The following is a 26,065-nucleotide window of genomic DNA, read 5'->3' on the forward strand; positions in this document are numbered from 1 at the left end:
GACGCGTTTCAAAGATAGAAGAAAGGGACTTGTATGGGCTCAGTCGCTGGATTGTGGAGGACAAGATGCCGATCAAGATCAACCTTGCGCTACCGGTTTATGGAGCAGCCTACAAAAGCGTGTTCGTCCGCAGCTTGTTCGCGGCCCTGACCCACAAGAGCCTGTCCAGCTACGCCTTCACGCTGTCCGAAATCGAGTACACGGATATCCCATTTTCCCGCAACTATCTGCTGACCAATTTCTACTACAACAAACCGGATTGCAGCCACATCCTGATGATCGACAGCGACATGGGCTTTTCGCCTGATCTCATCGCCGCGATGCTGGCGCTTGAGAAGCCGGTGGTCGGCACTTTGTATCCTCGGCGTCTGATCGATCTCCGCAGACTTCACTCGCTGTCGAAACTGCCCTTCGACAAGGCCTTTGCACGGAGTCTGGAGTTCGTTGGAACCATCATCGAACCCCGGCAGGAGATGAGCGGCTTCGTCCGGGTGTCGCTATGCGGCACGGGCGTCTTTCTGGTTTCCCGCGACTGCGTCACCGAGATAATCGAGAAGCTGCCAGAAACGGTGAACCGGTCTCGCTACAAACATAACAAATACAGCGCACAGTTCGACAGCTTTCTGACGCCTTTTTCAAAGATCGTGACGCCCGATGTGGATTTGCCTACCGATTTCTCTTTCTGCCACCGCTGGGCGCAGCAATGTGGCGGCGAAATATGGGCAAGCTTTGACCGCAAGGTCGCCCATGCAGGAGATATGACCGTTTCGGCAGCCTATTCTGAACTATAATAGTCTCCTTTGACGTTGATGTACTGCCATGTCAGCAGCTCGATCCGAGTTTTGGATAGTGACCTTGTCGCCACATATGGCGTTACAATGGTCTGGGGGCGAACGCCTTTCCATTGCCATAGGGCAGCGCGCCGCGTACACTTCCGGTCAGCAAGGCATCGAACCCACCAGATGGGTCGACGAGCGATTTTAATAGCCTGATTTGTGACGGTATCGATTTCTCGTAAGTGAGGTCGAATGAGAGTGCCGCGCAGGGTCTATCAACTGGGGGGTGTCTCGTTGCTTGCGTTAGCGGCAGCGTCCACGTTCCAAATGTCTGGCGCGGCAGCCTGCACCGCCACCGCGGAAGGCGCCTCGACAACAGTCGGGTCAGGCATCTCCGCCGTAACGACATTCCAAACGACGTCGGTCACGGTCGCGTGCAACACAGCCGGAACTGTCCAGGACGTCGGGGGCGTATTCACGACGGGGTTCGAGGGTTACCAAGGGCAAGACAACAGCTCGTCGACTGTCATCGTCAACGACTATGATGGCAATGGCGACGACATTGTGAACATCGTTGGCGGCATCCTCAACAACGGTACGCCTACACCCAACGTCAGTGGCCTGCCGCCGATAACCTCGCAGGCCACGACCTCCTTACAGCCGGGAGCGGGAACCATCCAACTCCTTGGCGGCAACGATCGGTTCGAAATGTCCGATGGGGTTTTCAACGGTGAGCCGTTCGCGCCGCACGTCGACGCCAATCTCGACACTGGGGCGGGCGATGACACGGTCATCATCCACAGCGGCAGCATTTTCACCATCTACCTTGGCGAAGGCAACAATTCGCTGGAGATGACCGGCGGTGAAATTGACGGCTCAGTCATCGGCGGCGATGGCATCGACACCATCACCATGGGCACCGATACAAGCGTCGGCGATGGCGACGGCGGCATTGTCGTGGGTTCTGTTTTGACAAATGGAGGCGCCGACAGCGTCACCGTCAAGAATGGCGCCATTGTTTACGGCGATTCGGAAGGAGGAGGTGCCATTGGGCTTGGCGACGGCGATGACCGTTTCACCATGACCGGTGGGGTCCTCGACGGCAGCCTGAGCGGTGACGATGGCAACGACACGCTGGACATCAGCGGTGGTGCGGTCCAGAGCTCCGTGACGGGAAACGCAGGCGACGACCGCATCACGATCAACGGCAATGCCACAGTCGATCTCGATGTTGACGGAGATGTCGGAAACGACACGATAACGGTGAGCGACAACGCCACCGTCGGTGGCAGCATATTCGGCAACGAAGGCAACGACACCGTCGACATTAACGGCGGCACCATCGGAACGACCGCGGCGCCGGGCCGCGTCGACCTCGCTGAGGGCGCCGATCTTTTCAACATGACCGCGGGTCATGTAATCGGTTCGGTGTTCGGCGAAGGCGGCGGCAACAGCTTTGACGTGAGCGGCGGCAGGATCGACGGCTCGATCTTTGCTGGCAGCCAGAACGATATCGTATCAATTTCGGGCAATGCCATCCTAGGGATTGATCCGAACGTGGATGGACCGGACTCCGTCGGACTGGAGGACGGTAACGACACCTTCACCATGACGGGTGGCTCGCTCGCGGGTTCGGTGAGCGGTGGGGCCGGCGATGATGTCATCGCTCTGCGCGGGGGTGCCGTAAACAGCTTTTTGGAAGGCAACGCCGGCAACGATCAGATATTCGTCTCGGGCGGCGCGCTTGCGGGAGAGGTCATCGGCGACGCCGGTGACGATGTGATTGTCATCAGCGGCGGTACCATCGGATCCACCGTTTCGGGGGACGACGGCAACGACACGATCACGGTCTCTGGCGGCACCGTCGACGGCAATGTCAGCGGCGGTGCCGGATTCGACCAAGTTTCGGTTTCCGGCGGCACCATCAAGGGTGGTATCGACGCCGACCACGTCCAGCTCTCCGGCGGCACCATCGGCGGTGACATCACCGGCCTTGGACCCGACACGCTCATCATCAACGGATCCGGCGCGGTCGATCCGCTCAATCTGAGCGATCACGTCCTTTTCAGCGGAACCAATGCCAATGGCACCGTCACCGATACCGACCTCGCTGCCGGGGGCAAAAGCCAGAATTTCGCCGGGTTCGATAGTTTCTCCGCCGATCATTCCACGCTCCGTTTCAGCGGTGGCACGCAAGGCATCAACCAACTGAACCTCGGCAATGGCTCGACGCTGTTCATCAACGGCAACGTCACTATGCCAGGTTCGATCATCGCGACGAATTCGCTGATCAACATGACAGACGGTGCCGCCGATGACGTGTTGACGCTGGGCGGCCTCACCCTCAACGGAGCAAGCATCGGTCTCGACATCAATCAACAGACTTTGCAGTCGGACCAACTCGTCGCCAACGCATTTTCGGCCACCGGCGTCAACACCATCATCGTCAACCTACTGGGCACGCCCCAATTCACGCAGGCGACCGATATTCCGATCATCGTCTCGACCGGCGGGCCGATTGCCGGGATTTTCAACATCCAAGGCACTCCAGGCACGCTGGGCTCACTTTTCACCTATGCGATCGTCACTGGCCCGAATGGCGGCTTGTTCCTGCGCGCCACGCCGGCCAATTTCGGTATTGCGGCGGCGCCGATCAGCGCCACCAACGCCGGCGCGGTCACGGTGGCAATCGATGCTCTCTACGGCATAAACCGCGACGCGATCGATGCTGACCTCCCCCTTTCGCCCGCATCCGGATCTGGAATGGTGCCGGTTTCGTCCAGCTTCGGCGTCTTTGCCTCCGGCCAATTCGCTCATACCGAGCATGACGGCTACACTATCAGTGGCGGTGGTTTGAATGGCCCTGGTCCGAGGTTCGATGCCAATGATTTTTCGGCCGCGATCAGCCTGGATTTCAATGCCGCCAAGCATTTCCAGTTCGACAATGAGTATGGCCTCAACATCGGTGTTTTCGCCGGCTATGCCTCGACAGATGTCAACCTTGGCGCGTTCGGCGGATTTGACGCCATAGGCGAAGGCACGAATAAGGCCGGCATGTTCGGCGGCTACGCGCTGTTGCGCAAGGACTACAACTACGCCCTGGTCTCCGCCTCCGGCTTCTTCGGCGGTAGCGACGTGACCAACGGCGTGCTCGGCACCACCGGCAGCTATGACACCGAGGGCTATGCGGTTACGGGATCGGTCGGCCACATCTTCACCTTGGGCGAGCGCACCCGTTTTGACCTGCGTGGCGGCCTGCTTGGCGTGTCATTCCGAGGCGATCCCTTTACCGACAGCGGCGGCAACCAGTTCGGCAAGAGCCGGCTTTCCTTTGGCGCGTTTAAGCTCGAGCCTGGGATCTATGGCGATTACAAGCTAAGCAACGGAATGGTGTTCAGCCCCTATGCAAGGGCCGAATTGCAGCAGCGTTTCAGTTACAAGAACACGACCGAAATCGACACCAGGACGATTTCCTTTGACGATGCCGATTTTTCCGCGGCGCTATCAGCCGGGTTCAACCTGAAGGTCTCGGAGTTGACGACCGTCAACGGCGAAGTCCGTGGCAAGGTGTCGTCCGACAGTTCCACCATCGGCGCCAAGCTCGGACTGAAGGTCGCCTTCTAGTCGCGTGACGTATCCGCGATCCGAATGACCGTGGCGCGGCGCACACGCTCGCCAGCATTTCGCCGCTGATACCAGATCGCCACCTCCCACTGTTCATTGACCCGCGCGAACCAATGGTCGGTCTGCGGTCCTCGAGACTAGTCGTATCGTGCTGCGCGTGAACGGGCCGCCGACCTACTGGCCAAGCCCGAGCATCTCGAACGCTATCCACATGCCTTTCTGGCGGTCAACGACAGCGCATCTGCATCGCCAGGCCTTTGGCGCTGGATCCCCGTCTCCTCATCGCCGATGAAGCGGTGGGCCTCGCTCGAGGTCACGATCTAGGCCCAGCCTAGCAACCTGCGGATGGATCTGCAGCGTGATCGCCATTCTGCTTATCAGCCATGACATGGCGGTCGTGGAGCGCATCGCCCATCGCGTCGCTGTCATATATCCGGGAGAGATTGTGGAGATAGGCGACCGCCGGTCGGTTTTCGGCAATCCGCAGAGGCCGGTTGGAGAACCAATGTCGGACGAGATTCCCAGTGCGATGCGCGATGCCGATTTTGTTCCGGTCCGCCTGCCTATGAACGCGGTTCGCCAGGCATTTCGTTCGGGAGACGGCGCCCGCTTAGTGGAAGGCGACCGCAAGGTCACCGACACTCGCGGCTCTATTGCTCGAATGCGAGACGGCAAATCTCGGTCGGGCTCTATTCGAACACGAAGGTAAATCCTTGCGCCGAGGCACCGACGGTGACTTTCGTCATCTTCTTGCCCTCAAGCGTGCGATTGAGCACGCCGCGGCTGAGTTCCGGCAGCAACGTGTTGGTGAGAATGGCGTCGATCATGCGCCCACCGGATTCAATCTCGGTGCAACGCGCCTTGACCATGTCCATGACACCCTCGCCGATCACCAACTCGGCTTCGTTGCTGGCTTTGAGACGCCGCGCGATCTTGCCGAACTGGTGTGCGGTGATCGCCTCGATCATCGCGTCCGAAAGCGGGTAGTAAGGGATTGTCACCACGCGGCCGAGGAAAGCGGCAGGAAACACTTTCAGCAGCGGATCGCGCAAAGCGGTGTCCAGATCGTCGATGCCGGTGCGCAAGGTGCCGTTCCTCGTGCGGTCCATGATAACCTCGGAACCGACATTCGAGGTGAGCAGGATCAGCGTGTTCTTGAAATCGATCCGGCGCCCTTCGCTGTCGTCCATCATGCCCTTGTCAAAGACCTGGAAGAAGATCTCGTGCACATCGGGATGCGCCTTTTCGACCTCATCGAGCAGAATCACCGAATAGGGCTTGCGCCGCACGGCCTCGGTCAGGATGCCGCCCTTGCCATAGCCGACGTAACCGGGCGGCGCGCCCTTCAGCGTCGAGACCGTGTGCGCCTCCTGGAACTCGGACATGTTGATCGAAATCAGGTTCTGCTCTCCGCCATAGAGCGTCTCGGCCAGCGCCAGGGCCGTCTCGGTCTTGCCGACGCCCGAGGGGCCGCAAAGCAGGAACACGCCGACCGGCTTTTCCGGTGCGCCGAGACCGGCGCGGCTGGTCTGAACGCGCCGCGCAATCATCTCCATCGCATGGTCCTGACCGACCACGCGCTCGGACAAGGTGGCCGCGAGCTTGAGCGCTTTCTCGGTCTGGCTGGACAGCATCCTTCCGGTCGGAATGCCGGTCCAGTCCTGGACAACCGCCGCCACCGCGTTGCGGTCGACCGAGGGCAGGATCAACGGCGTCTCGCCCTGGGCTGCGGCGAGTTCCGCCATCAATTCGCGCAGCCGCGCCAGATCAGCGGCGGAATCGGGCGCAGGAGCAGGCTCGTGGGCAGCAACGGCCTGTGACCTAGGCGCCTCGCCCGCTGGCGCGCCGACAGCTTGCCCCGGAGCAGCTTCCCCGCTCTCCTGCCCGTCAAGGGGCATGCCCTCGCCACGGAGCTTGGCGCGCAGCTCGAGAATCGCGCTCACAAGCGCCTTCTCCCGCTCCCAACGCGCTTGCGCCTGCGCAAGCGCGGTCTCGGCTTCCGCCAAGCCGACCTCTACGCGCCGCTGTCTGTCGGTCACGTCGATGCCGATCGCCGCCTCGCGGGAGATAATGCCTTTCTCGACCTCGAGCGCCTGGCGACGACGCAGAATGTCCTCGACCTCGGCAGGCGTCGCGTGCTGCGAGATGGCAACGCGCGCGCAGGCGGTGTCGAGTAGGCTGACCGCCTTGTCGGGCAACTGCCTGGCTGCGATGTAGCGGTGCGAAAGCGAAACCGAGGCTTCGATCGCCTCGTCGAGGATCTGCACCTGGTGGTGCTGCTCGAGAACGCCTGCGACACCGCGCAACATTAATACGGCCACCATTTCGGAAGGCTCGTCGATCTTTACGACCTGGAACCGACGGGTCAGCGCAGGGTCCTTCTCAATGTGCTGCTTGTACTCGGCCCAGGTCGTGGCGGCGATGGTGCGGAGCTCGCCGCGCGCCAGAGCGGGCTTGAGGAGATTGGCCGCGTCGCCGGTTCCCGCCGCGCCACCGGCGCCGATCAGCGTGTGGGCTTCGTCGATGAACAGGATGATCGGGGTCTCTGACTGCTGAACCTCGTCGATGACAGCCTTCAGCCGCTTTTCGAACTCGCCCTTGACGCTGGCGCCCGCCTGCATCAGCCCGACATCGAGCATGCGTACGCTGACGTTCTGAAGCGTCGGCGGCACGTCGCCCTGCGCAATGCGCAAGGCAAAGCCCTCGACGACCGCCGTTTTGCCGACGCCCGCCTCGCCGGTCAAGATCGGGTTGTTTTGCCGGCGCCGCATCAGGATGTCGATGATTTGGCGGATCTCCGCATCGCGTCCGACGACCGGATCGATCTTGTCGTCGCGGGCGCGCTGGGTGAGGTCAGTGGCGTATTTGGCGAGTGCCGAATCGCGCCCCGGGCCCCGATTCATCGACGTTTCGGCGGCGACTGCGGCAGGCGGTGAGCCGGCTTCGAGAGAGCCTTCGACGACATCGGAAAAGCGGGCGATAACCCCATCCGCGTCGATCTTGTCGAATTCAGCGCTGATCTTCGAAACCAGACCTTCCAGCACCGGTGTCTTCAGGCATGCGAGAAGAATATGCGCGCTGCGCACCTCTTCTACCCCGAATTCCAGTGTGGCCAGGTTCCAGCCTTCCTGTATGGCGTGGAAGATGTGATCTGAGAATTCCTCCAGCGAGGTCGCGCCATAGGGCAGCTTGTCGACGGCACGGGTCATATCCGCCGTCAGCCGGCTGACATCCAGTCCGGCATCAGCGACGATCATCTGCACGTCCGAGCGCTCGGACAGCACCAGTTGCTGGACGAAGTGGACCAGCTCGACATAAGGGTTGCCGCGCAACTTGGCCGTGTCGGCGGCGGCCTTGAAGGCGCGCACCCCCGTTGGATTGAGCTTCGCAACGAGTTCCTTGCGCTTGAAACTCTGCGACGACCGGCGCTGTTCCATTCGAACCTGCCCCCGAAAACTGCTGACCCTACCCTGCCACAGAAGCGGCTGCTTGACAAAGCCATGTGACGAGCGGGCCCCTTTTGGCCCCGTTCGGGCGGCACCTTGTCGTTACACAAGGCTAGCAAACTCCCGCAACGAACCAGCACTGCGATGCCAACGACGTGACCCATCGCGCATACCGGGTCCGCCGATCGCCCATAGGTTTCGTTGAAAGATAACCGAGCATTCAGCTTCTGTGAGTTTTCGAGCATCTGCTCAATTGTCGTGGCACGGGACCGATGATAACGTTGCGTCACATGGGGGGCACGGGGCGGCTTGCGGGGGGTAGGTGTGGTTGATCTCGCACTCTGGCTGAATCCTCTTGACGGTGACAACCCGTCGGGAGTGGATTTGCGCAACGACCCGGCTTTTCACGAGCTGGAGCGGCTGACGGAAGCCCAGATCAAGGTCGTTCACGAGGGCGGCAACAAGGCTTCGCAGTCAACCATTTCGGTCGACTGGGCGACCGTCCTACAAAAAGCCGAAGAATTGCAATCGCGCGGCCGCGATTTGCGCCTTCTGGTGATCGTCACGCGGGCGCTGGCCAACGAAGAGAGGCTCGCGGGCCTCGCCCAGGGGCTGAACCTGATTGCAAAGACGTTCGACCAGTATTGGGATACGATGCACCCGGCTTTGCGCACGGCCGCCACGCCCCGCGAGGCAGCGCTGCGACGCATCAATGCGCTGCTTGACCTCCAAAACGGCCAGGACGGCCTGCTGGCGAACCTGAGGCAGACCGTGTTCTTCTCACCGCGTGCGATCGGGCCAATTAGCGGGCGAGACCTCGAACAGGCCGCGCTCGACGAGCGCGTCATACTCCAGGAAGCTGCCTCCGGCCTGGGGACCGGCGAAAGGGCGGCGCTGACTTCGGCCCACAACCAGATGCTGAACCGGGTGCGCACGGGATGCGCGGCGCAGGCCGATCAAGACGCCGACGCCATCATGACGCTTTTGAGCGATGCGCGCGCCGCCATTTCGGCGTTGGAGGCGGTGGATGCTGCGCTCAATGTCCGCATCGACGGCAATGGTGCAGCCGTTCCGGAATTGAAGAAGTTCCTGCAGCGACTGCTGACGACGCTGGAGTGGAATACCAGTGCCAACGCGGTCGCCAACGGTGCCGCAAAGCCTGCAGCGCAGCCGTCTCAACCGACATCGACGCCCACCCGAAATGGCCATGGAGCCGAGACGATGGCAAGTGTGGCAAACTTGGCGGAAACCAGCATCGGTCTGCCTGAGCGCCTCAATTCGCGCGACGAAGTCGTCAAATGCCTCGACCTCGTGGTCGCGTTCTACGATCGCACCGAGCCGTCCAGCCCGATCCCGCATCTCGCCCGGCGTGTGCGCCGCATGGTGCATATGGATTTCGTGGAACTGATGGAAGATCTCGCCCCGTCGGGGCTGAAGGAATTCCGGCTGCTTGCCGGTGTTCCCGATCCCAAGAAGCCGGCCCAGAAGGATGAAAGGTAACAATCATGCCAGCAGAGAGCAAAGCGAAGGTCATCGAAAGAAACCGCGCCCCGCGCGTGCAGATCGCCTATGACGTCGAAACCTACGGCAGCCCGACAACGATAGAGTTGCCGTTCGTCATGGCTGTCATTGCCGACCTTTCCGGCGCCTCGCAGACCAAGGAAGCCTCAAAGTCGGTTCTGGATCGGAATTTCGTCGAAACCGACGCCAACCGCTTTCCCAAATTCATGGAAGCGATGGGACCGCGCGTGAAGGCGCGGGTGAAGAACACGTTGCCGCAGGCCGAAGGTGCCGAGCGGGACGAGGAAATGGCGATCGATCTCACCTTCTCCAAAATGGGTGATTTCGCGCCCGACAAGATCGCCGAGCAGGTGCCGCAACTGGCCGAGATCCTCAAGATGCGGCGGCAACTTGAGGAACTGCTGGGCTTCATGGATGGCCGCGTCGATGCTGAAAAGCGCATTGCGCAGCTTCTCAACAACGAGCCTTTGCTGAGCAAGATCGCCAGCCAGGCGATGTCCGACGGCAAGGGCGAGGAGTAAGTCATGGCTGAACAGCAAAAGACCGCAGTCGCAACCGCCGAGGCGGAAGCCATAGATCTGGGTGAATTCAGCGGCCTGCTTGAAAAGGATTTCAAGGTCAGGAAGGACGACACTGAGAAGCTGCAGCAACTGGTGCGCAACCTGGCGCTGGCCGCTCAGTCCCGATCCGAGACGACGACCATCTCGTCCAACGCGATCAAGTCGATCAAATCGCTGATCGCGGGCATCGACAAGATGCTGACGACGCAGGTCAACGAGATCCTGCATGCCCCCGAAGTGCGGGAGATGGAAGGCACCTGGCGGGGCCTCTGGTACCTCATCAACAACACCGAGACGGATACCAAGCTGAAGATCCGGGTGATGAACATCTCCAAGGAGCAGTTGGCCGACACGCTGGAAGACTATGAAGGCCAGATGTGGGACCAGAGCCCAATCTTCAAGAAAGTCTACACCGACGAGTATTCGATGCTCGGCGGCGAGCCGATCGGCTGCATCATCGGCGCCTACGAGTTCTCCAACCACCCGCGCGACGTCGGCCTGCTGCGCAACATCTCGGGTGTCTGTGCCTCGGCGCATACGCCCTTCATCGCGGCCGCCTCGCCGCGGCTGTTCCGCATGGACAGCTGGCAGGAACTGCCGAACCCGCAAGACCTGCAAATGATCGTGAACAACCCGGCCTATGCCTCATGGCAGTCGCTGCGCGAGAGCGAGGACGCCCGCTATATCGGCCTCACCATGCCGCGCGTATTGGCACGCCTGCCCTACGGCTCGGAAACCGTTCCGGTGAAGGGCTTCACCTTCGAGGAAGAGGTAAGCGGCGACCACAACAAATATGTCTGGATGAACGCCGCTTTCCCGATGGGCGTGAACATCAACCGCAGCCACAAGCTCTATGGCTGGGGAACGCAGATCCGCGGCGTAGAGAATGGCGGCACGGTGCTCAATCTGCCGGTGCACGCTTTCCCGACGGATGACGGTTCAATCGCGATGAAATGCCCGACCGAAGTTGCCATCGACGACCGGCGTGAGGCGGAACTGGCGAAGCTCGGTCTGATGCCGATCTTGCACCGCAAGAACACCGATCTCGCAGCCTTCATCGGGGCGCACTCGCTTCAGGACGACGAGACCCGTGCTGGGCGTCTGGTCGACCCCGACGCCCAGTCGAACGAAAGGCTGAGCGCCAACCTGCCCTATCTCTTCCCTGTCTCGCGTTTTGCGCATTACCTCAAGGCGATCGCGCGCGACAAGATCGGCTCATTCAAGGAACGCACCGACATGGAGACTTGGTTGACCGAATGGATCAACCGCTACGTGCTGGCCAATCCCGCCTTTGCCGACGACAAGGCGCGAGCCAAGCGACCGCTCGCCGCGGCCGAGGTTCAGGTCGACAGCGTCGAAGGCAGACCCGGTTACTACAACGCCCGTTTCTATCTGCGTCCGCATTACCAGTTGGAGGGCATCAACGCCTCGCTGCGGTTGGTGTCGGAACTGCCGTCCGTGAAGGGCTGAAGCGCAGCGAAGTCATCATCCTGTTTCATTTGAAAGCGGTGGAGAAAGACAATGCCGACCACAGACAGAAACGATGCTCCTTCAATGAAGATTGATGGTTTTTTGAAAGTTCCCGACATCAAGGGGCCCAGCAAGCGCGACGGGCATGAAGACGAGATCGAAGTGCATGGCGTCGATTACAAGATGATGGCGCCTTATGATCCGAATTCGCTTTCGCGACGCGGCCGTGTGTCGATGGGAATGATCAAATTCTTCAAGCACTACGACAAGTCGTCGCCATATCTGAAGAAGGCGTTGTTCGAGAACAAGGCGCTCGACGAGGTGGTGTTTTCGGCACGCCGCACCATTGACGGCGAGACCAGCGACTATCTGGTCGTGACGCTCACCGACGCTTCGATCATGGAATACGACATGCGGCAGGCTCCCGACGAGGCGGACCTGATCGAGGAAGAAGTCAGCTTCGCCTACAAGAAGATCAAGTTTGTCTACGACAAGGACGACGAGATCGAAATGGACGTCTATGTCGGCAAGTGAGACCAGGCGGCCTGGCGCGAGAGCGCAACCTGGCGGCAGTTCGCGGGCAAGGCGCGAGGCGGTCCAGCCATCCCTTTGGGATCGCCTCGTCAACGACTTGCCTGGACTGACGTCGGAGATCGAGGGGTTGCGCCGTCTCTTGGATGAAGAACTCGGCGCCGAGCGCGTCGAGGCTCTTCTTGCCGGCAGCGCACGCGCCATCGACGCCGACGCCGAACTCACATCCGAGCAAAAACGGCGCCTGCACCGGCTGGTCTTCCAGAGCCAGCATCGCGCCGAGATCGAAGGCCGCGGCGTGGTCGTTTCGGCACGAGTATTGAGAGAGGCCGTGCGCCGCGACATCGAGGCCCTGTTCAACACCGAGCGCTTCGAATCCGTACCGATGCTCTCCGACGCCGAACACGAACAGCCCCTGGACGAACTGCCCTCGCTCGCTGACTTTCCGCAGGTGCGCCGCAGCGTGGTGAATTTCGGGGTGCCGTCTTTTTCCGGCCGTTCGTCGCGGGATTTCGACCGCGATTCCCTGGCACGAGAGATCCGCGCGGTGCTCGCCACCTTCGAGCCGCGCCTGAAGGAGAGTGCCACAATCGTCAACGTCACGCTCGGCGACAAAAACATCGGTCTCAAGATCGAGATCGACGCGGTGCTGATCATGGCCCCCACACCGGAGCGTATGCGCCTGCGCACCACGATCAATCTCGACAACGGGCTGGCACGAACCAAATTCAGGGAGACCTGAGATGGATCGGGTCTTTGTGGAGTATTACGAAGAGGAACTGACCCATATCCGCGCCCTGGCGGCGGAATTCGCAGACATGCATCCGGCGGTCGCCCGCAATCTTTCCCTCGACACGGTCCCATGTCCCGACCCTTATGTCGAACGGCTGCTCGACGGCGTCGCCTTCCTGGCGGCGCGGACCCGTCTGAAGGTCGACGCGGAGCGCTCGCGCTTCTCGCGCGCCGTGCTCGATGTGCTTTATCCCGATCTGGTCGCGCCGGCGCCGGCGACGGCGATGGCGGTCCTGAAACCCGGCCAGCAAGTGCAGTCGATGCTCGCAGGTCACGCCATCGCGCGCGGCACACGGCTGGTCTCTGCCCTGCATCCAGGGCTTTCGACACGCTCGACCTTTACCACCGCGCAGGAGGTGACGCTGTGGCCGATCGCCGTCACCTCGGTCAGCTATTTCCAGGATCGCAGCGCGCTCGCCGCCGCCGCAATCGCGCCGATCGGCGGCGTGCGCGCCGAGGCGGCGTTCCGGGTCACGCTCGCTCGGACAGGAAAAGGCAAGCTCAGCGACTTGTCGCTCGACCGTCTCGACCTCTATTTCGCCGGGCGCGCCAAGGCGCCGGTGCTTTTCGATGCAATCTTCGGCGCCTGCTCGGCGCTCGGCGCGCGCGCGCAGGGCAAGGCCAATCCGCTAACAGCGCTGCCCGAGCCCGAAATGATAGGCATTCGCGACGACGAAGCGTTGATGCCACGCACCCGTGCGACCTTCGAGGGCTACCGGCTTCTGCGCGAATATTTCATGATCCCGGAGCGCTTCCATTACGTACGGGTCGCTGGCCTCCAGCCGGTGGTGCGCACATGTGAGGCGGCGATCGAGATCATCTTCCTGTTCCGGCGTGCGGTGCCGGAACTCGCCGATGTGACGGCTGCCGATTTCGAGCTGTTCGTGACGCCGGTCATCAATCTCTTCGAACGCGAATGCAACGACATCGAGATCGATCCGCGCAAAACCCGTCAGGTGCTGCATGCCGACCGCACCCGGGCGCGGGATTTCGAGATCTTTCGGGTCACACAGGTTGAGGATGCCGACGCCGAAAGCAGCGAGGCGACGATTCCCGAATTGTTCAGCCTGGGCCAGAACCGCGGCAGCGGCTGGGTCTATTCGACCGAGCGGCGTCCGCGCCGGGCCACCGAAGACGAGCGGCGCGACGGCCTGACCCGCACCTCCTACACCGGCGACGACGTCTTTATCGCCGTCTCGCGGCCGGCAGGAAGCGTGCCAAACCGGCTGCTCAAGCGTCTCGGCATCGTGGCGCTTTGCACCAATCGCGACCTGCCGATCCTGGACGACACACCGACGCTGACGCTGGAGACGGCAGATCCAGTCGAAACGGTGCGCTTGCTTGGAGCGCTGCGGCCGCCGCAGCCGGCCATCCCGGCATCCCTGCCGGGCGGCGCTGACGGCGAATCGCGCGCCGACAATCTCGCCTGGCGTCTGGTGGCGCAGCTCTCGCTCAACTTCCTCAGCCTTGCCAAGGAAGGCCGGGGAGTCGATCCGCTGCATGCCTTGCTCGACCTCTATGCCGATCGGGGCGATCCGGCCCTTGCCCGCAACGTGCATTCGATCGTGCGCATCGATTCGCGCCCGGTGATCGAGAGGCTGCAGATTGACGGGCCAATGTGTTTTGGACGCGGCACCGAGGTAACGCTGCATGTCGACCAGTCCGTGCTGGCGGGGCAAAGCTCACTGCTGCTTTCGGCCCTGCTTTCGCGGCTGTTCGCCCGCCATGCGGGGATAAATGGTTTTGTGCGGACCCGTACGCGGTTGCTGCAGAAGCAGGAGGATGTGCCATGGCCGATGACGCCCGGCAATCGCTACCTGATCTAGCGCAGCCCGCAACGGTCGCGGCCGAAATGTTGTCGGAGGACTTCGATTTTTTCGAGTTGCTGCGACGGCTGGAGCAGCGCCGCGGGTTGTTCGGCCATTCCGGAACGGCCGAGCGCGAGCCGGCGAGGCTGGGCCAGCATGTGCGGCTGAGCTTCTCGGCGCGCGACGTCGTCAAGTTCCAGGAGGGCGGGGACAAGGCCCTGGCAAGGGTGACCGTCGCCAATCTGGGGCTGCTTGGACCGGAAGGACCGATGCCGCTGCATCTGACGCGCTGGGTGCTCGATCGGCTTTCGCAGCGCTGGTTCACCGGAGCCGACGCCGAGCAGACCAGCGACACGACCTTCGTCGATTTCGTCAACATCCTGCAGCACCGCATGATGGCGCTCTACTACCGCGCCTGGGCCGACGCGCATCCAGCGGTGCAGGTCGAGCGTTCCGTCGGCGGGCGCGTTCGCGCCATGCTGGAGGCAATGTCCGGCATCGGCCTGCCCGGCACGCAGGATCCCGAACTCGACGCTGTGCGACTGCGACAGGCTGGGTCGCTGGCCAGTCAGGTCGACGGCGTGGAGCGGCTTACTTTGTTCCTTACCACCGCCTTCAAGGTTCCGGTGCGGATCAAGGAGTTCGTTGCCGCCTGGATCCCCGTACCGACCCCATTGCAGACGCGTCTCGGCAGGGCCTATGCCGGACTTGGACGCGGCGCGACGATCGGGCCGCGGGTGTTCAGCCGCCAGAGCAGGATCGAATTGCGCGTCGGTCCGTTGAGCCTCGACGAGTTCAAGTCGTTCTTGCCTGGCGAGCGGCGTCTCGGCCTGTTCAAGAAGGCGGTGCGCGATATGATCGGCGAGGCGCTCGATGTCGATTTGCGCATCGTGCTGGCGCGCGATGCCGTACCGCCGCCCCGGGTCGGGACCGTCCAGCTTGGCCGCACGGCCTGGCTGGAACGGCCCGCGAGTACGGGCGACGCCGACGATCTGAGATTGCACACTATCGTCGGCTGGCGGCCGCAAATGCCGGAGGCGGCCGCATGAGCCTGCTGCTGACCCTGGAACAGGGCCCCCGCTCGCAAGTGGTCCGGCAGAGCCGGCTCGACGAGGGCGAGTTGGTGATCGGGCGCAGCGCAGATGCGGGCTGGCAGATCGACGACCCGGATATGTTCGTCTCGCGCGCGCACTGCACGATCAAGGGCGACCGGGACGGCTATTTCGTGACCGACACGTCGAGCAGCGGATTGTTTGTCGACGAAGCCGACAGCCCTCTTGGACCTGGCAGGTCGATGCGGCTGCAGAACGGCATGCGGCTGCGCATGGGCGACTATGTGTTTCATGTCGAGGTTCAGTCCAAAATGAGCCAGACCGCGGTCGGCCAGGCCCCGGCCGCCAACCATCCCACGCCGGCGTGGTCGCCTCCGGGAGCACGAACGCCAGCCAGCATCGGCGGCGACGACTTCTTCTCGGTCAAGATCGAGGAAGAGCCGCGCAAACCCCGCCCGGCGGATCTGCCGAACCCGTTCGAGCAGCCTGTCCCTGGGGCTTACGATCGCGCATCGAACCAGCGCAGTTCGCCTGCCTTCGATGACCCCTTCAGCCTCGATCCGGTGGCGACGCCGCAGGCCGGTGACGGCCCTGCTGCGGGTCAGCCGGATCCGTTTGGGCTGGGTGACATGTCTTCGCGCAATGATGCGTCCTGGCAGCCGGCGAAGCCGGCCAGCTTCGATGACGATTTCAGTTTCGGCCCCCCCGCTGCGCCGCCTGTCACCAACGGTGCCGATCCGGCAGGACGTGCCCGGCACCACGTTGAAAAGCCGCGCGCCGACAATCCTTGGGACATGCCGGTGCAGGCAGCCGCATCGCCGGCGCCGCGCCGCGCCGCGCCAGCGTCGAAGCCGGCGCGCGCTGCGCAGCCAGTGCCAAGCGATATGGCGCTTCGTGCCGCGTTCTTGCGCGGTATAGGCGTCGAGGAGGCTGATTTTCCCGCGCGCGATGCGATCGCCGAAATGGAAAAATTCGGCCGTGAATACCGGCTGATGCTGGATGGCTTGATGCAGTTGCTGCGCAAACGCGCCGAGGAGAAGGGAAGCGCGCGCGTCGCCCAGACTGTGGTCGGCGCCTCCGAGGTCAATCCGCTTAAATTCCTGCCGACGGTCGAGGATGTCGTCGTCACCATCATCTCCGAACGCAGCCCGGGCTTTCTCTCAGGCGAGGCGGCGATCAGCGACGCGGTGAAGGACCTTGCACAGCATCACGTACGCGCCTGGCGGGGCGTTCAGGCGGCACTTCGGCGCATGATCGACCGTTTTGATCCAGCCGCCATCGAAGAAGAGCTCAAATCCAATTCCGCCATCGGCAATCTGCTCTCGGGCGGGCGCAACGCCAAGCTGTGGGAGCTCTATCAGAGACGCCATCGCGACATCGCCCAGAGTGCGGAATCGAGTTTCCTGGGCGAGATCGGCACAGACTTCAGGGACGCATATGAGGAGGAGTAGGATATGATCGACAGACGCGAATTCGTCGTTGCCCTCGGCGCTACGGGGCTGCTTGCGGCTTGCCAGAGCGGCCCGCCGAAACCATCGGTTATCTCCGTCAATGTGACCGGCGGTGCGGGGATGAATCCAGGGCCGGGCGGCGGCGACCGGCCGGTAACGGTGCTGGTGATGCGGCTTGCCAGCACCGGCAAGTTCAACTCGGCCGACTATTTCGCGCTGCAGGGCGACGCGGGCTCGGCCCTCGGTGCCGACCTCATCGGCTCCGACGCCATCTCGGTTGCGCCTGGCAAAACGGTGGCCAAGACCATCACGGTCGAGCCGAACGCGACGGCGCTCGGCTTCGTGGCGCTGATCCGCGAGCCAGGCGGACGCAACTGGCGCACCACCAAGTCAGTGTCGCCAGGGTCGAAATTCACCGTCAACGTCAGCCTGGGCAAGGGCGGCATTTCCGCCTAGCGGCAAGCAGCATATAGTTGCGTGCAGAAAGTAGCGGCATGAGCGATGCAAACAGGGTGCTGTGGTCGGAGGGCCTGTTTCTCAGGACCCAGCACTTCCAGCAGCAGGATCGGTTCTTCGAAGGCATGGTGCGCGGCGCATTGCGGGCCGGCCAGCTCCATACTTTCGGCTTCCAGCAACTGACCCTCGACCAGTCGCTGCTTGACGCCGGTCAGGTTTCGATCGTGTCCGCCCGGGGCATTTTCCCGGACGGCACGCCTTTTTCCATTCCCGACCTGATGGATGCGCCGAAGCCGCTGCCGGTCACACCCGACACGGGCGGCGGGCCGGTGCTGGTCGCACTGCCGCTCGAGCCCCCCGGAGGCGTGGGATTCGACCCGGCGCATGCGGCGTCGACGGGCGCGCGTTACCACGGCAGGATCGTATCGGTGCGCGATGCCGTCCAAAGTGCCGGCGATCCCGAGGAGATCGAGATCGCAAGGCCGCAAGCGGCGCTGCTTGCGCCCGGCAAATCGGTCGGCGGCTATACCGCCTTGCCGATCGCCGACATCAAAGGTGTACGCGCCGACGGCGGCATCTCGCTCGACGAGACGTTCCTGCCGCCGACGCTGATCACCGGCGCGGTCCACTGGTATAGGCAATTGCTGCAGGAGGTCGTCACCGGCCTCGAGCAAATCGGCGAAGCGCATGGCAAGATGGTGATGGGCGGCGCCGGCCGCAGCGTAGAAGACCTCTTGATGCTGCACCTGGCCAATGCCGCTCGCCCGCGCCTTGCCCATATGCTGGCGCAGGATGTCTTTCATCCAGCCGAACTCTATCTCGAACTTGCCGGACTCGCCGGCGAGATGGCAACCTACGGCTCGAGCTCGCGCCGGCTCGGCGATCTGCCGCCCTACGACCACATGGCCCCCGGCCCCGCCTATATGGCACTGGCCGACGCCCTGCGTTCGCTCATCCTCAGCCTGCGCTACATCGAACCGAAATCGCGCGCGCTGCCGGTCATGCGGCACGCCACCAATGTCTGGAAAGTACGCATCGACAACCCAAAGCTTTTGCTCGCCAGCCGGATCGTCATCCGCGTGGGATCGGAGCTTTCGGAAGACGCGCTGCGCAAGATCTTCGTCAACCAGGCGACAGTCGGCGCCGCGGACCAGTTCGAAGGGCTTTGGAAGTCGCGCCTGCCGGGCATTCCGCTCAAACCGCTCCATTCGCAGCCACGCGAGATTCCCTATGATGGCGACCGGCTGTGCCTGGAGCTCGATCAGAAGAGCGAGCATTGGGCCTCCTTGCTCGACGCGCCCGGCTTCGTCATTGGCGTTTCCGGAGTCCTGGACAGCGAGCCGCAGGTCGACTGCTATTCGGTGAACAGGTGATGAGCCGGGATGATCCTTTCGGCCTGTCGGAGGATCGCGAGCGCACGCGCATCAGGCTGGCGGGCGTTGCGCCGCGGCCGCTGGCGCCGCTGACGCCAGGCGCACCGGTCAAGAGGGCGCGTGTTCATCCCAACCCGCTCATCAACATCTTCGCGCCACTGCTCGAATTCGCCCCCGAGCTCGAAAGCGCTCTGGCGCCGGAAAACCCCGAAGCAATGCGCACACGCCTGCTCGACGAGTTGGTTCAGGCGCGCGACGCCGTTATGGCAGCGGGCTCCTCGCTGGAGCGCGCCGATCAGGCGGCATGGGCCGTGGCGGCATTGCTCGACGACCTCGCGCTCAACACGCCATGGGGCGGCGCCAGCGCCTGGCCGCGACAGCCGCTCGTGGTCATGCTGCGTGGCGACGTCGATGCCGGCACCCAGTTTTTCACCCGCCTTGACGAGCTCGAGCGCCATCCCAACCGTGACCGCGAGATGCTGGAGCTTCAGTATTACTGCCTGGCGCTCGGCTTTCGTGGCAAGTATCGGGTGCCCGGCCGAGCCGGCGACCGCTCGCTCACTGGTGTGCGTGTGGCAGCCGCGCGCGTCCTTCGCAATGCCGACGCCGACAGCGCGCCACTGTCGCCGAACTGGAAAGGCGTAATCGCTTCCGACGAGCCGCAGCGCTTCATCGTCCCGATATGGGTGATGGCCCTTGCTGCAATTGCCATCGTCGCCGCCGCTTATATCGGCCTGTCGATGAGCTTGAGCAGCCAGGCGGTTGAACTGTCCGCACTGGTCCGCACCCTGCCGCCGGCCTCTCGGGCGGACGTTACCCGCGCCGCACCAAAGCAGGATGCGCCCGAACCTGAACCGCCACAGGCGGTCGATTTCGCGCTTTTGCCCGCATTCAAGGCCGAAGCGCCGGCAAGCCTCAAGGGCGCGCTCAGCGGCACCGAGAGCGTCTCGCTGGCCAAGCTGATCATCCAGTCCTCCAACCCAGAGCTCTTCCAGTCCTCGCGGCCGACACTGTCCCAAGGCTATGAGCCGCTGATCGCCTCGATCGCCAAGGTGATCCTCGCCAATCAGGAGCTGACTGGAAACATCACCATCATCGGCCATACCGACAATGTGCGCCTGCAGCGGTCCAACCCCCTGGCGAGCAACCAGCGGCTCTCGGAGGCACGCGCGCAGACCATAGGGGACCTCCTGGTACAGGCTGGCGTGCCACAGGCGCGCATCCATTCCGAGGGCCGCGCCGACACCGATCCGGTGGCCGACAACTCGACGCGCGAGGGCCGCGCGCTTAACCGGCGCGTCGAGGTCCTGGTCGAGAAGAGGCTCTGAGATGTTCATCCTGCGCTTCCTGTGGGCGGTCATCACCTCGCGATTTCTGTGGACCCTGATCGGCATTGCACTGCTTTCGCTGTTGATCTGGGTGTTCGGCCCGATCGTAAGGGTCGGTCCCTACGCGCCATTCGAATCCGACAATGTGCGCATCGCCATCGTCGTCGGACTGATCTTCTTATGGCTGATCTGGCTGATCATCGCGCAACGGCGCGCCATTCGCGCCAATCGCATGTTCGTCGCCGAGATCGCAGCTCCCGTAGCCGAAAAACAGCTCACCCCTGGCGAGGAGAGCGTTGCAGCCGTCGGCGCCAAGTTCGGCGAGGTGATGGCCGAGCTCAAGCGGCGCAAGCTCGGCGGACGCAAGTTCCTGCGCGAAATGCCATGGTATGTGATCGTCGGACCTCCGGCCACCGGCAAGACCACCGCGTTGCGCCAATCGGGTCTCAATTTTCCAATCGACCTTACCGACGATTTGCAAGGCGTTGGCGGCACGCGCAATTGTGACTGGTTCTTCTCCGAAAACGCGGTGCTGATCGACACCGCGGGGCGCTACGTCCAGCAGGAGAGCCAGCCGGACGTCGATGCTGCGGAATGGCTGGGCTTCCTTGACCTTTTGAAAAAGCACCGCGGCCGCCGAGCACTCAACGGCGTCATTGTCGCGCTGTCGATCGACGCGCTCTCGGAGGGCGAGGAAGCGATCAAGGCGCACGGCCGCAAGATCCGCCGCCGACTGGCCGAGCTGAATGATCGGCTAGAGATCCGCCTGCCCGTCTACCTGATGCTGACCAAGGCAGACCTGATCAAAGGCTTCGAAGCCTTCTTCGGTGGCTTGTCGACAAGCGCGCGCGAGCAGGTATGGGGAACAACCTTTCCGCTCGAGGCCCAAGTCAACGCCGGCACGATCCTGGCGGAGCTCTCCAGGCTCGCCACCGAGCTGGAGCGGAGGTTGGTGCCACGCCTGGAAGACGAAGACAAGCTCGCCTCGCGCGCCGAGATCTTCCGCTTTCCAGCCCAGCTGGCGAGCCTCGGCGAGCCGATCAAGACATTGATCGAGGCAATATTCGGCGAAAGCCGCTATGAGGAAGCCGGCTGGTTGCGCGGGCTCTATCTAACATCGGCGACCCAGGAAGGCGCTCCCATCGACCGGCTGACCGCGGCGTTGTCCTCCTCCTTCGGCCTGCCGCCGCGCCGCGCCATAGCGGCGGCGCGCGTTGAGAGGCGCAGCTTCTTCCTCAAGAACCTTCTGACCGAGGTTATCTTCAAGGAGGCCGGCCTTGGTACGTTCGATCCGCTAGCGCAGCGTCGCCGCGCCTGGATGTGGCGCGGGGCTGCCGCCGCCTGTGGGCTCGCGGCTCTGCTGGCTGGCGGCCTGTTCACCTGGTCCTACCTCGACAACCGCAACGCGATTGCCGAACAGGCCGGCCAGTTCGAAGCCCTGCAGGGGCCGCTCACCGAGGTGGCCGCCATGCCGGCTGCGGTCGAGCAGCCGACCTTGGATGGCGCGCTGTCGGCGATGGGCGCAGTCGCGACGGCTCGAACGCCGCCGCCAGACGCCGTCCATAACCTGCTCGGGCCGACCGCTTCGGCGGAGTTGATGCGCGCACAGACGGATACCTACGACCATGCGCTGCGCAACGTGCTCGAGCCGCATATGGTCGCCCTGCTCGAGGCCACGATGTGGCGGCAAATCCGCGATCCGGACTTCATGCTCGGCGCGCTGAAGACCTACCGGATGATGACCGGCCTGTCGCAAATGGACACCGATTTCGTCCAGAACTGGTGGGTGAACAGTCTGCCGCAATTCGCGCCGGCTCCGCCTTTCCCCACGGCCGACGCCGAAGAGCACCAAATCGCCGCCATCCGCCGCATGGCAGTCGATGACAGCTACATCGCCCCGGACAAGGCACTGGTCGCGGAGGCGCTGAAGACCGTGTGCACGATCTCACTGCCCGAGCGCGCCTACAGGCAACTCCTGGCCGACCCGGAAGTAGCAGCCATCAAGGAATGGGCGCCGGCCAATTTCGCCGGGCCGAATGGCGCCAAGGTGTTCGCGCGCCGTTCCGACAAAACACTGCGTGTCGGCGTTCCAGGCCCCTATACCTATGCCGGCTTCCATGACGCGGTCCTCGACCGAGTCGAGGATGTCGCCGGCCAGGCCGCGTTGGACCGGGCGGTGTTTGCCGGCGGCTGCGAGGAGAATTCGGAGACGTCGGTCTCGGCGCTCTCCCAGGACATCCTGAAGCTCTATTACGACGACTATATCGCGCAGTGGGACTCTTTCCTGCGCGACATGCGGCTTTCACCGCTGACCGATCTCAACATAGCCAGTGAGAACCTCAAGGATCTGTCAAGCGCCGACTCCGCGCTGAAGCGCCTGTTGACGGCAGTGGTGCAGGAGACCGACCTCACCCGTTCCGACGAGGCGCCGGCCGATGGCCAAAGCGGCGCTGCCGCCAAGACCGGTTCGAAGCTGCTGAGCAAGCTTGGCAAGCTCGGCAAGGTGGTGACCTCAGGCGCCAAGCTCCTGCCTCGCGCCGGCTCCGCCAACCAGGTGGACATGACCGGCAGCCTGGTGGCCGACCATTTCAAGCCGCTCAAGGGCACCATCGCACAGGTCGACGGCCAGCCGCCGGCGCTCGACGCGGCGATCGTGGCGCTGACGGCTCTGTCGAACGTTCTGCAGACGGTCACCGCCAATCCCAACCCGCAGGACGCGATCAAGAAGCAGGGCGGCCTTGCCGAACTGACAGGCGCGGTTGCGAGACAAGCACAGATCCTGCCCTCGCCGGTCAACGACTGGCTGGGCGGTATTGCCGGCGACACCAGTGGCTTGTCGCAAAAGGCTGTAACCAACGAGCTCAATGCCATCTGGCGGGCCGACATACTCCCCTTCTGCCAGGCGGCACTCAACAACCGCTATCCATTCAGCGCCGACAGCGCGGTCGACGTCAACGTGCGCGACTTCCAGCGGCTGTTCGGGCCGACCGGCCTGATCGATGCTTTCATCAACGACCATCTGATCAACTATGTCGACACCGCCAGCGAGCCGTGGAAATGGCGGGCCGATTTCGGCCTCGACCCGGCGGCGCTCGCAGCGTTCGAGCAGGCCAGGCATATCCGCGACGACCTGTTTCCAGGCGGCACCGGCCCGGTGATGAATTTCACCCTGGAACCCAAGGACCTCGCACCCGGCGCGGCGCGGGTGACGCTCAACCTCGATGGCCAGAACCTCGTCTACTACAACAATGCAACCAGGCCGCAGCCGATGACGTGGCCCGGCAAGGACGGGACCGGGGTGATCTCGCTTGCCTTCCAGCCGGTCGACGGCTCGCCCGAAGTGATGCTCAACGAAACCGGCAGCTGGGCCTGGCTCAGAATGCTGCGCGGCGGCCGCTTCGCGGCGACCAAGCTCACCGACGTCTATAGCCTGCGGCTCGGTACGAAGGGGATGTGGGCCGACTTCGAGCTCAAGGCGGCCAGTGTCGAGAATCCATACACACTCGAAATGTTCAAGAAGTTCACATGTCCGCCGCAGATCTGATCATTGGCTTTTTCGGCAAGATACCGGCGACCGGCGATTTCGTCGCCTGGAACTTGCCGCGGACTTTCATCGACCGATGGGACCGGTGGATGTCAATGGAACTGCGCGCGCGACCCGATGAGGGCGAGTTAGACTCGCGCGCATGGCGTTTTGTCATTCAGGAAGGAATTTTCAGTGACCAACCCTGTGCCGGCGCCTGGCGAATGAGCGAGGACCGCGTCGGCCGGCGCTATCCTTTCGCGGTCATTAGGCTGGGTCCCCCCCCTGATCCAGGCGACCCCTGGTTCGATGCGGTGGTTGCATCACTTCAGGGATGCGTGGCCGACCATTGGTCCCAGGGAAGGTTGACGGAGCATCTGGAGGAATTGCCCGCACCAAGCCCCGGCGCAGGGTCGTCGCGAATTGTCTTCTGGAGTGACGACTGGGAAGTGAAGGAGTTCAGCTTCTCCGACATTCACGACCTGGCCGCAAACGCTTTACCCGGCATGCGTGCGGCACCGGCTCAAACGGTGGAATTCTAGACATGGGATGCACCGTATTCGCGGAGAAAATGGGGTGGTTTCACAAAGGCAGTGACGGAAAAGGTATTGCGCCCGGAGATGTTTGTCTGACACCGCCGCCACCGCCAGCCGGTCCGATCCCCGTACCCTATGTCAATATGCTGTTCGCCAGCGACCTGACGAAAGGTAGCAAGAGCGTCAAGGCCGACGGCAATCCAACCGCACTTGAGGATGTTTCTGAGATCTCGACAAGTACCGGAAACGAGCCCGGCACGCAGGGCGGCGGCGTCATAACGCATAAGACCAAAGGCAAGGGGAACTTCACGCTTTGGTCCTTTACAGTAAAGGTCGAGGGCAAGGGGGTCTGCCGTCATGGCGACCCATTGCTGCAGAACGAAGCCAGCAAACCACCGAATTGCACTGCCCCCGGCGCGCTGGTGATTCTGAAGGCGGCGCTCGGTAGCAATTATCGAAAAAGCAAATGCAAAACACCCTACAATAGCGACAAACACCGCCCAAGCATTAAGCAACCGCAGAAAGATGAAGTCTACGGAAAGCGGTGCTGGGAATGCGCGAAGCAGATCAGGGCAAGCAAGCGGGCCAAGACGCTAGGCGGCAAATGGCTGAGGGAGGAAGATTACGGCAAGAAGGACTCGGGCGGAAAGAGGCGCTACAAGAACCGCGACCGAAAGAAGATGACGCCCGATCATCAGCCACCTTTGAATCGCGCATGGGAACTTGGCGGCTGTCATCTGAAACCATCGCCCGAGGCATTCAAGAAACTCATGAGCAAGCCGGAGATGGTGCGGCCGCATTGCCGTGCGCACTCGAATACTCAGGGGACCAAGGTGTCCAAGATTGGCGCCAGCATTAGAGCGGGCCGGTCCTAGAGGAGGTAATGCGATGGACAAACGCTACAAAGATATTCAGGCTCACTATCTTGCCGAAATGCGCACAATCCTGCCGGGGGTGATGACCTGGTGGAAGGCTCAAGCTGTTCGCGATGCATCAAAACTCGTCGGCTCGGCCCCCCAAAATGAGTTCGAATCCCGCTGGCCGGCGGGACCAACCGCACACCCGCGCGTTCTCCATGTCTTCCGAAAATACTTCCTAGAAATAGACAATCTTAACCTGCACAATGAAAGTCGCGAGGCTCCCGGTAGCGATGACATCGAGGAAACCGACTGGGGAGCAGATGACGAGCCCGAGGTAGACTTCCAACTCGCGATCGATCTGCTGGTCGACGACCTACCTAGCGTCGCACCGGATGTCTATGAACTCGTGAAAGGCCTTGTTTTCGTGCCTATCGGTCAATCTCCGGACGAGGAGACCTGCTGAGATGGCGTTCAAGATCGTCCACAACGTCGACAAAGCTGTGCGCCAATTGCTTGGGGCACCGAAGGATCTCTATGGAGAAATTCGTGACCAGGGGCAAGAAAAACCCCTTGCCGATGCAACCGAAGCCCATCGGAGACTATATGCCCAATATGTTGCCGACTTCGCAACGGCATATGAGGTCGGCGATGCGTGGTGGCAGGATTGTGTCGAAGCCTTCGTGCTCGATGGCTACAAGAAGGCCGAGGCTGTTGACCTCGCCTACGACAAACGGCTAGCTGGGCCCGCATCCGCCCCGGAGGTTGTCTGGTTTTTTCGCACATATTGGCTGTCCTTTGACGAGCTGAACGGTGATCTTCCTCCGGCCGATCGCGTGCCTCCCCAGACGGCAATGCTCGCCTGGTTGGTCGAAGACGGGCGAAAGGACTACGTGCGACTGCTCACCTGCATGCCCTACTGGCCGATCGGGCTTGACGAGAATGGTAACTGGAGCTGAGC

At 62.6% G+C, this 26,065-nt stretch carries 21 protein-coding genes; 20 read left to right on the forward strand and 1 reads right to left on the reverse strand.

The window, feature by feature from the left end; genetic code table 11:
- Positions 1–65 precede the first annotated feature (65 nt).
- From LB571_RS03475 to LB571_RS28910, 4 genes are all read left to right on the forward strand, one after another.
- Positions 66–791: a hypothetical protein gene (locus LB571_RS03475; protein WP_140789665.1), complete on the forward strand. Its 726-nt coding sequence runs from the start codon at positions 66–68 to the stop codon at positions 789–791.
- Positions 792–1,103: 312 nt separating this feature from the next.
- Entirely contained in the window at positions 1,104–4,400 is a 3,297-nt protein-coding gene (locus tag LB571_RS03480; protein ID WP_224585575.1) for an autotransporter, read from the forward strand.
- 245 nt (positions 4,401–4,645) lie between these two features.
- On the forward strand, positions 4,646–4,735 hold the full coding sequence (locus LB571_RS28905) for a hypothetical protein (protein ID WP_411961416.1): 90 nt from the start codon (positions 4,646–4,648) through the stop codon (positions 4,733–4,735).
- A gap of 23 nt (positions 4,736–4,758) precedes the next feature.
- Entirely contained in the window at positions 4,759–5,109 is a 351-nt protein-coding gene (locus LB571_RS28910) for a hypothetical protein (protein ID WP_411961413.1), read from the forward strand.
- Here the strand turns inward: LB571_RS28910 and tssH are convergent.
- Complete coding sequence (gene tssH, locus LB571_RS03490; protein ID WP_224585574.1) at positions 5,090–7,837, reverse strand: type VI secretion system ATPase TssH; 2,748 nt, start codon at positions 7,835–7,837, stop codon at positions 5,090–5,092. The two genes, LB571_RS28910 and tssH, sit on opposite strands and share 20 nt — an antisense overlap.
- 333 nt (positions 7,838–8,170) lie before the next feature.
- On the opposite strand from tssH, the gene tssA reads away from it, so the two are divergent.
- The 16 genes from tssA (at position 8,171) to LB571_RS03570 (ending at position 26,063) form a co-directional block, all read left to right on the forward strand.
- Positions 8,171–9,346: a type VI secretion system protein TssA gene (gene tssA / locus LB571_RS03495; protein WP_224592363.1), complete on the forward strand. Its 1,176-nt coding sequence runs from the start codon at positions 8,171–8,173 to the stop codon at positions 9,344–9,346.
- A gap of 5 nt (positions 9,347–9,351) precedes the next feature.
- Positions 9,352–9,888: a type VI secretion system contractile sheath small subunit gene (gene tssB, locus LB571_RS03500; RefSeq protein WP_140620028.1), complete on the forward strand. Its 537-nt coding sequence runs from the start codon at positions 9,352–9,354 to the stop codon at positions 9,886–9,888.
- Between the two features lie 3 nt (positions 9,889–9,891).
- Positions 9,892–11,397, forward strand: a complete 1,506-nt coding sequence (gene tssC / locus LB571_RS03505; protein ID WP_140620043.1) for a type VI secretion system contractile sheath large subunit — start codon at positions 9,892–9,894, stop codon at positions 11,395–11,397.
- Between the two features lie 84 nt (positions 11,398–11,481).
- Positions 11,482–11,931 carry an Hcp family type VI secretion system effector gene (locus LB571_RS03510; RefSeq protein ID WP_181166515.1) on the forward strand — a complete coding sequence of 150 codons (450 nt, stop codon included), beginning with the start codon at positions 11,482–11,484 and terminating at the stop codon, positions 11,929–11,931.
- The gene (gene tssE, locus LB571_RS03515; protein ID WP_224592366.1) at positions 11,918–12,670 is read left to right on the forward strand and encodes a type VI secretion system baseplate subunit TssE; all 753 of its coding nucleotides are present in this window, start codon (positions 11,918–11,920) and stop codon (positions 12,668–12,670) included. Before LB571_RS03510 ends, tssE begins: the two co-directional genes overlap by 14 nt.
- 1 nt (position 12,671) lies before the next feature.
- Positions 12,672–14,546, forward strand: coding sequence for a type VI secretion system baseplate subunit TssF (gene tssF / locus LB571_RS03520; protein ID WP_224592369.1), 1,875 nt, complete (start codon positions 12,672–12,674; stop codon positions 14,544–14,546).
- Positions 14,510–15,577, forward strand: a complete 1,068-nt coding sequence (tssG, locus tag LB571_RS03525) for a type VI secretion system baseplate subunit TssG (protein ID WP_224585571.1) — start codon at positions 14,510–14,512, stop codon at positions 15,575–15,577. The genes tssF and tssG overlap by 37 nt, the downstream gene beginning before the upstream one ends.
- The gene (tagH, locus tag LB571_RS03530; protein ID WP_140789675.1) at positions 15,574–17,031 is read left to right on the forward strand and encodes a type VI secretion system-associated FHA domain protein TagH; all 1,458 of its coding nucleotides are present in this window, start codon (positions 15,574–15,576) and stop codon (positions 17,029–17,031) included. Before tssG ends, tagH begins: the two co-directional genes overlap by 4 nt.
- A 3-nt stretch (positions 17,032–17,034) precedes the next feature.
- Positions 17,035–17,487: a type VI secretion system lipoprotein TssJ gene (tssJ, locus tag LB571_RS03535; protein ID WP_140620055.1), complete on the forward strand. Its 453-nt coding sequence runs from the start codon at positions 17,035–17,037 to the stop codon at positions 17,485–17,487.
- Positions 17,488–17,525: 38 nt separating this feature from the next.
- A complete protein-coding gene (gene tssK, locus LB571_RS03540; RefSeq protein WP_224585568.1) occupies positions 17,526–18,860 on the forward strand; it encodes a type VI secretion system baseplate subunit TssK in 1,335 nt (444 codons plus the stop codon).
- The gene (tssL, locus tag LB571_RS03545; protein WP_140789679.1) at positions 18,860–20,188 is read left to right on the forward strand and encodes a type VI secretion system protein TssL, long form; all 1,329 of its coding nucleotides are present in this window, start codon (positions 18,860–18,862) and stop codon (positions 20,186–20,188) included. Before tssK ends, tssL begins: the two co-directional genes overlap by 1 nt.
- 1 nt (position 20,189) lies before the next feature.
- Positions 20,190–23,732 carry a type VI secretion system membrane subunit TssM gene (tssM, locus tag LB571_RS03550; protein ID WP_141907358.1) on the forward strand — a complete coding sequence of 1,181 codons (3,543 nt, stop codon included), beginning with the start codon at positions 20,190–20,192 and terminating at the stop codon, positions 23,730–23,732.
- Complete coding sequence (tagF, locus tag LB571_RS03555; protein WP_141907357.1) at positions 23,714–24,253, forward strand: type VI secretion system-associated protein TagF; 540 nt, start codon at positions 23,714–23,716, stop codon at positions 24,251–24,253. The genes tssM and tagF overlap by 19 nt, the downstream gene beginning before the upstream one ends.
- A gap of 29 nt (positions 24,254–24,282) precedes the next feature.
- Entirely contained in the window at positions 24,283–25,122 is an 840-nt protein-coding gene (locus LB571_RS03560) for a DUF4150 domain-containing protein (protein ID WP_224592372.1), read from the forward strand.
- A gap of 13 nt (positions 25,123–25,135) precedes the next feature.
- The gene (locus LB571_RS03565) at positions 25,136–25,570 is read left to right on the forward strand and encodes a hypothetical protein (RefSeq protein WP_141907355.1); all 435 of its coding nucleotides are present in this window, start codon (positions 25,136–25,138) and stop codon (positions 25,568–25,570) included.
- Position 25,571: 1 nt separating this feature from the next.
- Entirely contained in the window at positions 25,572–26,063 is a 492-nt protein-coding gene (locus LB571_RS03570) for a hypothetical protein (protein ID WP_224592376.1), read from the forward strand.
- The last annotated feature ends 2 nt before the right edge of the window (positions 26,064–26,065 follow it).

Source organism: Mesorhizobium sp. BR1-1-4, assembly GCF_020165375.1.
GTDB classification, from domain to species: Bacteria; Pseudomonadota; Alphaproteobacteria; order Rhizobiales; family Rhizobiaceae; genus Mesorhizobium; species Mesorhizobium australicum.

Excerpts from the sequence above, each read along its gene's own strand:
- tssJ (WP_140620055.1), top strand. The coding sequence starts at position 17,035 with ATGATCGACAGACGCGAATTCGTCGTTGCCCTCGGCGCTACGGGGCTG.
- LB571_RS03570 (WP_224592376.1), top strand. The coding sequence starts at position 25,572 with ATGGCGTTCAAGATCGTCCACAACGTCGACAAAGCTGTGCGCCAATTG.
- tagF (WP_141907357.1), top strand. The coding sequence starts at position 23,714 with ATGTCCGCCGCAGATCTGATCATTGGCTTTTTCGGCAAGATACCGGCG.
- tssL (WP_140789679.1), top strand. The coding sequence starts at position 18,860 with ATGAGCCGGGATGATCCTTTCGGCCTGTCGGAGGATCGCGAGCGCACG.
- LB571_RS03475 (WP_140789665.1), top strand. The coding sequence starts at position 66 with ATGCCGATCAAGATCAACCTTGCGCTACCGGTTTATGGAGCAGCCTAC.
- tssK (WP_224585568.1), top strand. The coding sequence starts at position 17,526 with ATGAGCGATGCAAACAGGGTGCTGTGGTCGGAGGGCCTGTTTCTCAGG.
- tssF (WP_224592369.1), top strand. The coding sequence starts at position 12,672 with ATGGATCGGGTCTTTGTGGAGTATTACGAAGAGGAACTGACCCATATC.
- tssM (WP_141907358.1), top strand. The coding sequence starts at position 20,190 with ATGTTCATCCTGCGCTTCCTGTGGGCGGTCATCACCTCGCGATTTCTG.
- tssG (WP_224585571.1), top strand. The coding sequence starts at position 14,510 with ATGGCCGATGACGCCCGGCAATCGCTACCTGATCTAGCGCAGCCCGCA.
- LB571_RS03565 (WP_141907355.1), top strand. The coding sequence starts at position 25,136 with ATGGACAAACGCTACAAAGATATTCAGGCTCACTATCTTGCCGAAATG.
- LB571_RS03510 (WP_181166515.1), top strand. The coding sequence starts at position 11,482 with ATGAAGATTGATGGTTTTTTGAAAGTTCCCGACATCAAGGGGCCCAGC.
- tssH (WP_224585574.1), bottom strand. The coding sequence starts at position 7,837 with ATGGAACAGCGCCGGTCGTCGCAGAGTTTCAAGCGCAAGGAACTCGTT.
- LB571_RS03480 (WP_224585575.1), top strand. The coding sequence starts at position 1,104 with ATGTCTGGCGCGGCAGCCTGCACCGCCACCGCGGAAGGCGCCTCGACA.
- tssB (WP_140620028.1), top strand. The coding sequence starts at position 9,352 with ATGCCAGCAGAGAGCAAAGCGAAGGTCATCGAAAGAAACCGCGCCCCG.
- tssC (WP_140620043.1), top strand. The coding sequence starts at position 9,892 with ATGGCTGAACAGCAAAAGACCGCAGTCGCAACCGCCGAGGCGGAAGCC.
- LB571_RS03560 (WP_224592372.1), top strand. The coding sequence starts at position 24,283 with ATGGGGTGGTTTCACAAAGGCAGTGACGGAAAAGGTATTGCGCCCGGA.
- tssE (WP_224592366.1), top strand. The coding sequence starts at position 11,918 with ATGTCGGCAAGTGAGACCAGGCGGCCTGGCGCGAGAGCGCAACCTGGC.
- tagH (WP_140789675.1), top strand. The coding sequence starts at position 15,574 with ATGAGCCTGCTGCTGACCCTGGAACAGGGCCCCCGCTCGCAAGTGGTC.